At 70.8% G+C, this 11,554-nt stretch carries 12 protein-coding genes; 8 read left to right on the plus strand and 4 right to left on the minus strand.

Annotation, left to right across the window (positions count from 1 at the left end; genetic code table 11):
* The first annotated feature begins 29 nt into the window (after positions 1 to 29).
* Positions 30 to 521: a TIGR00645 family protein gene (locus tag SAHL_RS15480; RefSeq protein WP_123592337.1), complete on the plus strand. Its 492-nt coding sequence runs from the start codon at positions 30 to 32 to the stop codon at positions 519 to 521.
* Positions 522 to 592: 71 nt separating this feature from the next.
* On the opposite strand, the gene SAHL_RS17900 is transcribed toward SAHL_RS15480, so the two are convergent.
* Complete coding sequence (locus SAHL_RS17900) at positions 593 to 787, minus strand: DUF2795 domain-containing protein (protein WP_184947758.1); 195 nt, start codon at positions 785 to 787, stop codon at positions 593 to 595.
* 262 nt (positions 788 to 1,049) lie between these two features.
* On the opposite strand from SAHL_RS17900, the gene SAHL_RS15490 reads away from it, so the two are divergent.
* From SAHL_RS15490 to SAHL_RS15505, 4 genes are all read left to right on the plus strand, one after another.
* The gene (locus SAHL_RS15490) at positions 1,050 to 1,802 is read left to right on the plus strand and encodes an SURF1 family protein (RefSeq protein WP_123592328.1); all 753 of its coding nucleotides are present in this window, start codon (positions 1,050 to 1,052) and stop codon (positions 1,800 to 1,802) included.
* Between the two features lie 245 nt (positions 1,803 to 2,047).
* Entirely contained in the window at positions 2,048 to 2,959 is a 912-nt protein-coding gene (folD, locus tag SAHL_RS15495; RefSeq protein ID WP_123592329.1) for a bifunctional methylenetetrahydrofolate dehydrogenase/methenyltetrahydrofolate cyclohydrolase FolD, read from the plus strand.
* 104 nt (positions 2,960 to 3,063) lie between these two features.
* The gene (locus SAHL_RS15500) at positions 3,064 to 4,773 is read left to right on the plus strand and encodes a formate--tetrahydrofolate ligase (protein ID WP_123592330.1); all 1,710 of its coding nucleotides are present in this window, start codon (positions 3,064 to 3,066) and stop codon (positions 4,771 to 4,773) included.
* Between the two features lie 437 nt (positions 4,774 to 5,210).
* Positions 5,211 to 6,278: a 3-deoxy-7-phosphoheptulonate synthase gene (locus SAHL_RS15505; protein ID WP_123592331.1), complete on the plus strand. Its 1,068-nt coding sequence runs from the start codon at positions 5,211 to 5,213 to the stop codon at positions 6,276 to 6,278.
* 57 nt (positions 6,279 to 6,335) lie between these two features.
* On the opposite strand, the gene SAHL_RS17905 is transcribed toward SAHL_RS15505, so the two are convergent.
* From SAHL_RS17905 to SAHL_RS15520, 3 genes are all read right to left on the minus strand, one after another.
* Positions 6,336 to 6,662 carry a glycine zipper domain-containing protein gene (locus tag SAHL_RS17905; RefSeq protein WP_221177998.1) on the minus strand — a complete coding sequence of 109 codons (327 nt, stop codon included), beginning with the start codon at positions 6,660 to 6,662 and terminating at the stop codon, positions 6,336 to 6,338.
* A 174-nt stretch (positions 6,663 to 6,836) separates the two neighbouring features.
* Positions 6,837 to 7,421, minus strand: coding sequence for a DUF2452 domain-containing protein (locus tag SAHL_RS15515; protein WP_123592332.1), 585 nt, complete (start codon positions 7,419 to 7,421; stop codon positions 6,837 to 6,839).
* A 732-nt stretch (positions 7,422 to 8,153) separates the two neighbouring features.
* Positions 8,154 to 8,978: a sulfurtransferase gene (locus SAHL_RS15520; protein ID WP_123592333.1), complete on the minus strand. Its 825-nt coding sequence runs from the start codon at positions 8,976 to 8,978 to the stop codon at positions 8,154 to 8,156.
* A gap of 122 nt (positions 8,979 to 9,100) precedes the next feature.
* Between SAHL_RS15520 and SAHL_RS15525 the strand changes: the two genes are divergently transcribed.
* From SAHL_RS15525 to SAHL_RS15535, 3 genes are all read left to right on the plus strand, one after another.
* A complete protein-coding gene (locus tag SAHL_RS15525) occupies positions 9,101 to 9,571 on the plus strand; it encodes a DUF6918 family protein (RefSeq protein WP_123592334.1) in 471 nt (156 codons plus the stop codon).
* A 749-nt stretch (positions 9,572 to 10,320) separates the two neighbouring features.
* Positions 10,321 to 11,040 carry an AzlC family ABC transporter permease gene (locus SAHL_RS15530; RefSeq protein WP_123592335.1) on the plus strand — a complete coding sequence of 240 codons (720 nt, stop codon included), beginning with the start codon at positions 10,321 to 10,323 and terminating at the stop codon, positions 11,038 to 11,040.
* On the plus strand, positions 11,037 to 11,366 hold the full coding sequence (locus SAHL_RS15535) for an AzlD domain-containing protein (protein ID WP_123592336.1): 330 nt from the start codon (positions 11,037 to 11,039) through the stop codon (positions 11,364 to 11,366). Before SAHL_RS15530 ends, SAHL_RS15535 begins: the two co-directional genes overlap by 4 nt.
* Positions 11,367 to 11,554 lie beyond the last annotated feature (188 nt).

Raw genomic sequence — 11,554 nt, forward strand, 5'->3', positions numbered from 1 at the left:
ATGAGGGCCAGGTGAGCATGGGGACACGAATCGAGATCCTGATGGAACGGCTGATCTACGCCGCGCGCTGGATTCTGGCGCCGATCTATCTGGGATTGAGTCTGGCGCTGCTGGCGCTGGGCCTGAAGTTCTTTCAGGAAGTGCTGCACGTGATGCCGCAGATATTCTCCATCAAGGAGACCGATCTGGTGCTGCTGGTGCTCACGCTCATCGACCTGGCGCTGGTCGGCGGGCTGATCGTCATGGTGATGCTGTCCAGCTACGAGAGTTTTGTCTCGCGGCTCAACCTCGCCTCGGAGACGGACAAGCTGGGCTGGCTCGGACGCATGGACTACACCAGCCTCAAGAACAAGGTGGCCTCGTCCATCGTCGCGATATCGTCGATCCATCTGCTCAAGGTGTTCATGAACACCCCGAACGTCGCCGAGTCGCACCTGCTCTGGTACGTGGTCATCCACATGACGTTCGTGATCTCGGCGTTCGCGATGGGCATCCTGGACAAGCTCACGCGTCACGACTGACGGCCGTCGCAATGCCGGTCGGTTACGGCCGGCCGTCGGCTATTTCCGGCGGCCGGCCGCGACGGTCGACGTCAGTCGCGGCCCTGGGTGAGCGCCTGGGCGACGGCGTTGGCATCCTCGAAGTGCCGGCCCTCGAAGCTGCGCAGACGGGTGAGCACGTCTTCCGGCGCGCCGTTGCCGGCGGCCACGCCGGCCAGTTCACCGCCCGTGGCCGGAAATTTCGCGCCGTCGAGATAGCCGGCGATATCGGTGGGGTCGTGTGCCATGGGTCGTGTCCGATGGTTGAATGAAGCCCGATCGCAGCAGCCGCGGTGACACCGGTCAACGCGGATTTGTACGGAGGCCGCGGCCGTGCGCTGCGGGGACGAGGTCGCCGCTGGCGGCGCACGGATTGCCCGGCGCGGCCGGACGCGGCTGCAACGATCCGCGCCGGCAGGCGTATCCTCGATCGGTACGTTCGCCGTCACTGTCGGCGCGATCGTCGCCGTGCCGCCGCTTTCCGATGCCCATGCCGTTGACCGACCGCTCATGAAAATCGGCCGCTATCGTTTCGCGCCGCCCTGGTGGGGCCTGCTGCTGTTCGCGATCGCCGCGACGCTGTTCTCGGCGCTGGGCGCCTGGCAGATCCAGCGTGCGCACTACAAGGAAAGCCTGGTGGCCGCGCAGCAGGCTGCGCGCGAGGCCGGGCTGACGCGCATGCGGCCCGAGCGTGCCGCCGCCGAGGGCGATGCCCGGGTGGCCGATCTCCAATACGGTCGGCGCTACCTCGCCGAGGGCCGCTACGACGGCGCTCACCAGATTCTGCTGCGCGATCAGATGCACGGGCAGACGGTCGGCTATCGCGTGTGGACGCCGATGATACTCGACGGCGGCATCCGCGTGATGGTCGATCGTGGCTGGGTGCCCGATCGGGAGCGGGACACGCGTCCGGACCCGCCCGCGCCCGGGGGCCGTGTCCGGATCCAGGGGTTCTGGCGCAGCTTTCCGCAGCCGCCGCTGCAGTGGGGCGTGCAGCAGGCCTGCGAGGCCCGTGGCTGGCCGCGCGATCTGAGCTATCCGGGCGCGGCCACGGTGCGCTGTCAGTACGAGGCGCCGGTCGTCGACGGGCTGCTGCTGCTGGACCCGGCCGATCCGCACGGCTTCGTTCGCGACTGGGACGAGGATCTGGTGGGGCTGTCGCCGTTCGGCCACTACGCCTATGCGTCGCAGTGGTTTCTGGCCGCCGTGGGCGCCGGCGTGATTCTCGTCGTGGTCAACCTGCGGCGCGACGGCGACGCGTGATAACACGTGCCGCCCGGCCGCGGATGGCTCCGGGCCGGACGCAGCCGCTAGCCGGCCCGCGCGAGACGTCCGCGCATGGCCGCCGCAGCCGCGGAACGCGCCGGCAGCCGCACCGGCGCGGCGGACGGGGGCGTTGCGCCGACGCGCCGCGGTTCGGAACCGCGCGCCTAAACCGGTAGACTCCTGTCGTTTGCGCGAGCCGCGCCGGTCGGTGCGCTCGCGGGCCATTTGAACGCAGAGGGCAGATGACTACCAACACCACCACCGCCACGCGTATCGACGGCAAGGCGATCGCGGCCGACATCCGCGCCCGCGTCGGCCGTCAGGTGCACACACTCGTGTCCGAACACGGCGTGACCCCGGGGCTCGCCGTGGTGCTCGTCGGCGAGGATTCGGCCAGCCAGGTCTATGTGCGCAACAAGCGCAAGCAGACCCTGGAAGCCGGCATGCAGTCGTTTGAGCACAATCTGGATATCGACACGTCCCAGGCCGAACTGCTCGAGCTCATCGACAGGCTCAACCGCGATCCGGCGGTCAACGGCATCCTCGTGCAGCTGCCGCTGCCCGAGCAGATCTCGGACGCCGCGGTGATCGCCGCGATCGATCCGGACAAGGATGTCGACGGCTTCCACGAAGTCAACACCGGACGACTGTGGAGCGGCGGCAACCCGCCGGTGCCCTGCACGCCGCTGGGCTGCAGCCTGCTGCTCAAGCACACGCTGGACGGTGACCTGGCCGGGCGGCACGCGGTGATCGTCGGGCGCTCGAACATCGTCGGCAAGCCGCTGGCCAACCTGCTGCTGCGGGAGAACTGCACGGTGACCATCGCGCATTCGAAGACCCGTGACCTGCCCGCGGTCTGCCGCCAGGCCGATATTCTCGTGGCTGCGGTCGGCCGGCCGAAGTTCGTGCGCGGCGACTGGATCAAGCCGGGCGCGGCGGTCATCGACGTGGGCATCAACCGGGTCGACGACGGCAGTGAGGGCAAGCGCAAGCTCGTCGGCGATGTGGCCTTCGACGAGGCTGCGGCGGTCGCCGGTGCGATCACCCCGGTGCCGGGCGGGGTCGGCCCGATGACCATCGCCTGCCTGCTGCACAACACCGTGCACGCCACCTGTGCCCAGAAGGGGCTGACCGTGCCCGCGGGCGAGGGCTAGCCCGACAGCGCGCACCCAAGTACACAACACCCGCGCGCGTTGAACGCGATTGAGGATGTACGCCCGCCGGTACCGCCGGCGGGCCAGACAAGGAGACTCGGAGGATGAACGCGACGACCAACACCGCCACCGCCCCACGGCCCGAACCGGCCAGCGACATCGAGATCGCGCGGGCCGCCGCGATCAAGCCGATCGCCGACATCGGCGAGACGCTGGGCGTGCCGTGGAAGGCCATGGTGCCCTATGGCCACACCAAGGCGAAGATCGATCTCGACTACATCCGCTCGCTGGCGGACCGCCCGGACGGCAAGCTCATTCTCGTCACCGGTCTCACCCCGACGCCGCCCGGCGAGGGCAAGACGACGACCTCGGTGGGTCTGTCGGACGCGCTCTCGGCGGCCGGCCGGAACGTCGCGGCCTGCCTGCGCGAGCCGAGCCTCGGCCCCTGCTTCGGCATGAAGGGCGGTGCGGCCGGCGGCGGGCACGCGCAGGTCATCCCCATGGAGGACATCAACCTCCACTTCACCGGCGACATTCACGCCATCGGCATGGCCCACAACCTGCTGGCGGCGATGATCGACAACCACATGAACTGGGGCAACAAGCTCGGCATCGATCCGCGCCGCGTGAGCTGGCGCCGCGTGATCGACATGAACGAGCGCGCCCTGCGCGAGATCGTGGCCGGCCTGGGCGCCGGCAACGGCATGCCGCGCGAGGACGGCTTCGACATCACCGTGGCCTCGGAGATCATGGCGATCCTGTGTCTGGCCACCGACCTCGAGGACCTGCAGGCGCGCCTGGCGCGGATCGTGGTCGCCGAGACCATGGACCGCCAGCCGGTCACCGCTGCCGATCTGGAGGCCGACGGCGCCATGGCCGTCCTGCTCAAGGACGCGCTCATGCCCAACCTCGTACAGACGCTGGAGAACACGCCGGCGTTCGTGCACGGCGGGCCGTTCGCCAACATCGCCCACGGCTGCAACTCGGTGATGGCGACCCGGACCGCGCTCAAGCTCGCCGACTATGTCGTCACCGAGGCCGGTTTCGGCGCCGACCTCGGCGCTGAGAAGTTCTTCGACATCAAGTGCCGCAAGGCCGGTTTGAAGCCGGCCGCGGCCGTCATCGTGGCCACCGCGCGGGCGCTCAAGATGCACGGCGGCGTGGGCCTGGACGACCTCAAGAGCGAGAACGTGACCGCCGTGCGCGACGGCTGCGAGAACCTGCTGCGGCACGTGCGCAACATCAAGGCCTTCGGGGTGCCGCCGGTGGTCGCGGTCAACCGCTTCGACACCGACACCGACGCCGAGCTGGCCGCCATCCGCGAGGTGGTCGCCGAAGAGGGCGTGGAGACGGTGATCTGCACCCATTTCGCCGACGGCGGGGCCGGCGCCGCCGAACTCGCGGACACGGTCACCGCGCTGGCCGATGGCGGCGAGAGCGACTTCAAGCCGCTGTACCCGGACGAGATGCCGCTGTGGGACAAGATCCGCACCGTGGCCCAGCGCATCTATGCCGCCGAGGACATCACGGCCGACAAGCAGATCCGCAATCGGATCAAGGCCCTGGAGAAGGCCGGCTATGCCGACGTGCCGGTGTGCATCGCCAAGACCCAGTACAGCTTCTCCACCGACGCCAGCCGCCGCGGCGCGCCGACCGGCCACACGATTCCGATCCGCGAGGTGCGGCTGTCGGCGGGCGCGGGCTTCATCGTCGTCGTCTGCGGCGAGATCATGACCATGCCCGGCCTGCCGCGCCGGCCCGCCGCGGCCGACATGGGCGTGCACGCCAACGGCGACATCCACGGCCTGTTCTAGCCGATCCGGGCGAAACCAGGGCCGCGGTGCTTGTATCGCGGCCCGGGCCTCGTTAGTCTTGATTCATCAATCGATCGCATGAACGACATGGCGATGACCGCACGACATTCCGCACCGCATCCGCCGCGCGCAAGCCGCACGGCCGACGGCGTGCGTGCGGGCTATTTTTACGGGTATTGGTTTAGCCGCTAGGCGTCTGACCGACCCGGACAGGCGCCCCGACGAGGACGCCTGCCGCGACATCGAAACCCTCGGTTGGCGTCCCCGACCGGGGGTTTTTTCGGTTCCGGCCACGGCCGGACCCGACCGAAGGAGCAATGACATGAACTACGGCGACTACCGCAACTGGCGATTTAGCGCGGGGCCGGCCCCCCGTTACCGCTCGCATCCGATCGTATCCGGCGCGCATCGCGCCGCCCCGTCTGCAAGGAGTCGTCATGACCGCCCATCTCGCCGCTGTCCGTAGCCACACCGCCGCCGAACTCGCCCCCGCCACGGCTCGCCGCCACGTCCACGCCCTGCCGTCGCCGGCCGAGCTGCGGACGGCGATGCCGCTGGATCCCGCCCGTGCCGAACGCATTCGGGCCCAGCGCGGCGCCATCCGCGCGGTGCTTGCCGGTACCGACCCGCGCCCGCTGGCCATCGTCGGCCCCTGTTCCCTGCACGACCCCAAGGCCGCCCTCGACTACGGCCGACGGCTGGCCGCAGTCGCCGATCGCCTGGCCGACGATGTGCTGATCGTCATGCGGGCCTATGTCGAGAAGCCGCGCACCACCGTTGGCTGGAAGGGGCTGCTCCACGACCCGTCGCTGGACGGCGGCAACGATCTCGCACGCGGGCTGCGCGTCTCGCGCGACCTGCTGATGGAGCTCGCCGGGCTCGGCCTGCCTTTGGCCACCGAACTGCTGAGCCCGGTGGCCGCCGACTATCTCGAGGATTGTCTGGCATGGGCGGCGATCGGCGCGCGCACCACCGAGTCCCAGACCCACCGTGAGCTGGTCAGCGGACTAGATCTGCCGGTCGGCTTCAAGAACGGCACCGACGGCGACCTCGGCGCGGCGCGCGACGCCATGCAGGCCGCGGCCTGCCCGCACGCCCGCTTCGGCAGCGACGCGGACGGGCGGCCGGCCTGGATCGAGACGGCGGGCAATCCCGACACGCATCTCATCCTGCGGGGCGGCCGCAGCGGGGCCAACTGCGATGCGGCGGGCGTGGCCGCGGCCCGGTCGATGCTCGCCGCCGCCGGGCTCGTGCCCGGGGTGGTCGTGGATTGCAGTCACGCCAACAGCGGCAAGGACCCGGCGCGCCAGCCGGCGGTGCTGGACGAGGTCATCGCCCAGCGTCGCGCCGATCCGGCGGCGATCGCCGGGGTCATGCTGGAAAGCCACCTCCGGCCCGGCCGGCAGGGGCTGGACGCGCCGCTGGCCTACGGCGTGTCGGTCACTGACGGCTGTCTCGGCTGGGCCGAGACCGAAGCCGCGCTGGAGCGCCTGGCCGCCGGCTGACACGCCTGATTCGGGCGCCGAACCGGCGTGGGGCGGCGCCCGCAGCCGGGTCGGGCATCAGTCGTCGTAACGATAGCCATAGCCGCGATGGCCGCCGTAGCCGCGACGATCGCGGTCGTGGTCCCGGCCGCGCCAGCCACGGTCGCCGTAAACGTCGTCGCCGTCGTGGGTGATCATCGTGCCGCCCGCGGCGCCGGCGGCACCGCCGATCAGGGCGCCGGTGCGCCCGCCGAGCTCGTTTCCGATGGCACTGCCCAGGGCGCCGCCGATGCCGCCGCCGAGCGCGGCATCCAGGGTGTCGTCGTCGAAGGCCATCGCCGGGGCGCTGCCCATACCGGCGAACAGCGTGGCCGCGGCGAGCGTGTTGCGGATCGTGTGCGTCATGTCAGCCTCCAGTGCGCGTGGTGAGCGCTTCGTATTGTGTGTTCAATACGAATTTAACGATGGAGGCTGAACGGCGTGTGAATCCCCCGAAAGACCCGAAAGAAATGGGCGACCGGCACCGGCGCGCGGCATCCCGCGATGGCGCCCGGCCAAGTCAGGCCGGGTAGAGCCAGGTCAGGCGTCGCGGTCGCCGTCGCTGGTCTCGCGGGTCAGCAGGCCGCGGGCCTCGTCGTAGGACAGCCCGCTGATCCCGGACTGCGTCATCGATCGGCCCAGGGAGTGCGCCACCGCGAACGCCGAGGCGCGGCGATAGAAAGCGAACCGGCGTTCGTAGACCGGCAGCACGTCGTCGACGGTCTCGGCCTCGCCCAGGCGGTCCTCGAAATCACGACGCTTGGTTGCCAGCCAGTCCATGAAGGCCGCGTCGGCGGCCACGTCCTCGGCCAGCTCCAGCGTCCAGGTCATGTCGGTCTGCAGCGTGCAGACGCCGATGAAGCGTCCGCCGACGGCTTCGCGCATCATGCGCGGCGGTGTGATCCCGAGCCAGAAGCCTTCCGGTTTGCGATAGAGATAATAGGGCTTGTCGGGCACCGGCTGGAAACGGAAATCGCTCTCCAGCACGAACATCGAAGTGAACAGCTCGGTGGTGACCTGTTCGATGTGCTTGGGCGGCACCTTGGCGAGCGCGCCGCGCTGGTCGTCCAGCGTGGCGAGCACCGTGGAGCCGCCCTTGCCCTGGGGGTTGGGATTTCGGGCCATGGCGTCTCGGGGGTCCGGGTTCTGCAAGCGGTGACCGACACTGTAGGGCAGGGCGGCGTCCGCGTCAGGTGCTGCGGTCGATGCGTCGCGCCCGCCGCCGTCTCGAGCGCGTGCCGCAGATGCCCCGCCGCCGTCATCGAGGCCGAGCGATGTCGATCGGCCAATCGCGGCGCCCCCGCTCGGGCGGCGTGCCCGGCGGCACCGCCGGTGGCCATCGATCCGCTACGCGATGCCCGTTGCGCCGGCCCCCGGCATCGGCGACGTTCGGCTGTACGAGGCCGCCGATGTGGCGGCCCCGGCGCTCTGCCGACGGGTCGTGACGAGCGCCGGTGGCCTGCGGAGTCGGGCGCCGCCGCAACATCGGGCTGGTTTTAGCCTCGGTGCAACACGCCCGCCGCGGTCTGTGGGCCGTCGTCTACCCCACGTCCAGCGACGCGGGCGCCAATGATCAGCCGCGGGTGCTCAGTGATTCCGCCTCTTATCGATAATCCCGGTGGCGCAGTTCGAGCGTTTGATCGCGGCGCTTGCCGCTGCCGACCGGTTTCACGTGTCGTTCTGAAGCGCCGGGGGAATATCGTCAGGCGATTGGGACCGCGTTTCGCGATCGCCCGACGATTGCAGGATCCGGGCGGTCGATACGGCACGTCGGCGCGCGAACCGACAGAGCCCGCCGGCGCGTCCGCCACGCACGCGCATGACGACACGGTGCGCCGATCCGGCGGCCGCGCCGCGTCATTCCGGCCCGGTGGCCACCGGGCGCGACGGATCGCTGCTCCAGGCGCTCCAGGAACCGGGGTACAGCCGTGGCAGCGGGCGGCCGAGCACGGCGTGGGCGAGGATCAGCTGACAGGCGCTGATGCCGGAGCCGCAGTAGGCGATGACGTCGTCGCCTCGTGGCAGGGCGCGTTCGAGATCGGCGCTCGGCAGAAAGGCGCCCCGCGCATCCAGCATCGATGCGCCCGGTACGCTGCGCGCGCCCGGAATGTGGCCGGCGGCGGCATCCAGCGGTTCGACCTCGCCGCGGAAGCGTTCGCCGGCGCGGGCGTCCAGAAGCACGGCCTCGCCCCGGGCGACGTCGTCGGCGCTCGCGATCAGGCGGTTGTCGAACTCCGGCTGCCAGTCGCTGGTATCGGTCAGCGGGGCGCCGATCTCGACCGGGTAGCCGCCGGCCTGCCAGGCCGACCAGCCGCCGTCCAGCACGTGCGCGGCCGGGTGACCGGCCCATTTCAGCATCCACCAGGCTCGGGCGGCCGCGATCTGGCCGCCCGTGTCGTCGTAGACCACGACCGTTCGGTCGGGCGTGATGCCCCAGTCCCGCAGGCGTGCGGCGAAGTCGGCCTCGGCGGGTAGCGGATGACGGCCGCCGGCGGACGAGGGCGGTGCGGACAGGTCCCGGTCCATGTCGGCATGCCGGGCCCCGGGTATGTGACCCTCGGCCCATAGGGCGTGGCCGGCTTCCGCATCGGCGAGCCGGGCACGGGCATCGAGCACCACGAGCGGTCGCTGTTCGGCCATCCAGTCGGCGAGCCGGGCGGCGCTGACGAGTGCAGACGACATGATCGACCTCCGGAGCGGTTTCTGAAATCGGCAGGGGATCGGCAGGCCACCCGTCCGCGGCGGTGATTGACCCGGGCGGGCGCCTCTGGAACCATCCGCGATCATCCATCCAGAACGCGGTCATGCGCAATACCTCTTCCGAATCCGCCGACGCCGTGGCCGACGGCCCGCTCGCAGCCCAGCTGCTCTCGCCGGAGACCTTCCCCGGCTTCGTGGACGACTGCACCGCGCTCATCGGCGACGAGATCCGCAAGAAGGGCATGACCCTGCGCACCGCCTTCAAGGTGACGCAGAAGCTCAAGCCGGACATCACCGAGCGCACGGTGCGCGAACTCTCGCCCGACTTCGTGCATGCACTCGAGCCCTGCTACGCCAAATATCGCGCCGAAGGCGGCGACGATCTGCGTGCGCATCTGATCGCGCACGAGGATGAGGTCGCCGATGCCATGCTGATCGCGGCCGATCGCCGCGCTGAGCGCATCCACAACCGCACCATCCACTCGGCCTACGGCCGCGTACGCGGACGCGCCCGGCGTGAGATCTCCGAGGCGATGCCGCAGATCGCGAGCGTGATCGCCCGCCACGCCGAATAGGCTGTTTTAGAAGGGCGCGGCCCGGGTCGCGTCTCCGAAAGCGAAGCCGGTCCCTCGGCATCCGTGCCGCGCCGGCCGCGCCGTCGTTCCGTCCCGGCGACGGCTCCGGCGCGTACCGCGCGGATTCCGTGCCGCCGTGCGGCGTCTGCGCTGACGGCAGCGCGGTATTCTCTACGCGTCCGACGGCGGCGCTCGTCGTTGGCCGACGGGCGTGCGTCCGCGCCGGGCGGTGGTCGATTGGAGGCCGTGCCCGCTCCTGCGGCAACGATTCGTTCGGCGGGACGCCGACGCGACGGGCATCGGTTCGCGCGCAGTCGATCGGCCGCGCCGGACCGCACCGACTGCTCGGGCCGGTCGAGGCGAGCGCCGTGTTCGATCTGGCTTGGACGAGCGGCGGGACACCGTGGGCGGCGCCGACACGCAACCTGTGACGGCAAGGTCGCCGTCATCGCGAGCATCGACAGCGCCGCCGTGGCCGGCCTGTCGCGACGATCCACCGCGGCCTCGCACGGTGCCGATGACCCGGTAGCGAGCACGCCCCCATCGCTCCGGCCGTGCGGTGTCGCGCCGGCATGCCGGTCTCGGGTTTCGTCGCGTATGGACAGGCGCGCCCGGAGGGCGACGGTGCCCGCCGCGTCTCGATGGAAAGGCTGCGGGCCCGACGGAGATGCAGCCGCCGGTCGGCCGCCGTATGGTGCGCGGCTGGACGGACGACGGCCCGTGCGGCCACAAGAACGAGCGGGAGGCGCATGGCGGACAATCAAGGCTCATCCCTCGGTCGGGATTTCGCCGCCGGCGCGCAGGCGGTCCTCCCGCTGCTGCTGAGCGTACTGCCGTTCGCGCTGATCACGGGCGTCGTGGCGGTCCAGCTGGGCTTCTCGGCGGTCGTGGCGAGCGCGTTCTCGCTGGTGGTGTTCGCCGGAGCGTCGCAGATCGTGGCCATGCAGCTCATCCACGACGGGGCGCCGCTGGCGATCATTCTGCTGACCGTGGCCTTCATCAATCTGCGTTTCACCATGTACAGCGCCTCGATCGCGCCGTATTTTCGCGGCGCTTCGGCCGGCTGGAAGGCGCTGGCGGGCTATCTGCTCACCGATCAGGCCTATGTGCTCGGGCTCTACGGCTTTGCCGAACGCGACGGCATCGGTCGACGGCTGGCGTTCTATCTCGGCGTGGCGCTGCCGCTGTGGTTCGGCTGGCAGGTGGCGACCGTGCTCGGGGCCACGCTCGGCGCGCGGCTGCCGGCGGCCTGGGGGCTGGATTTCGCCATCCCGCTGACGTTCATGGCGCTGGTGATGCCGGCCCTGCGCGACGCGCCGAGCTGGGCGGCGGCCGCGACCGGCGGGGCCGTGGCGGTGGCGGCGCACGACCTGCCGTGGAATCTGGGCCTAATCGCCGGCGCGCTGGCCGGCATCGCCGCGGGCATGGCCGGCGCTCGGATTCGCGGCGAGGAGCCGGAAGCGCCATGAGCCCGCTGATGACCGGCATCACGATCGCCGCGGCGGGCGGGTTGACGTTCCTGCTGCGGTGGTCGTTCATCGGCGCCAGCGACCGTCTCGCGCTGCCGGCGGCGGTGCGCCGGGCCCTGCGCTTCGTGCCGGCGGCGGTGCTGTCGGCGCTGATCTGGCCGGCGGTGCTCGTCAGCGACGGGTCGCTGCACGTGGCCCCGGACAATCTGCGCCTGATCGCGGCGGTCGTGGCCGCCGTCGTGGCCTGGCGCACCCGAAACGTGCTCTACACCATCGTCGCCGGCATGGGCACGCTCTGGGCGCTGACGGCCTGGTTCGGCCTCTGACGCTCGCGCGGGGTTCAGGCGTGAGGGGAGGGCGGCGCCGGGCGTTCGTGATGCGCCGGTGGGCCCGTTTGGCTGTCGGATGGCGGGCCGCGCTCCCGGTGGACGGGATGCCGGGGCGTCGCGACAAGCGCTATCCGACTCGACGGCGCCCGCCGGCCGGCGGGCGCCGTTGGGGGCGGGGCAGCCGC

Source organism: Salinisphaera orenii subsp. halophila YIM 95161 (assembly GCF_003732545.1).
Classification (GTDB): Bacteria; Pseudomonadota; Gammaproteobacteria; order Nevskiales; family Salinisphaeraceae; genus Salinisphaera; species Salinisphaera orenii_A.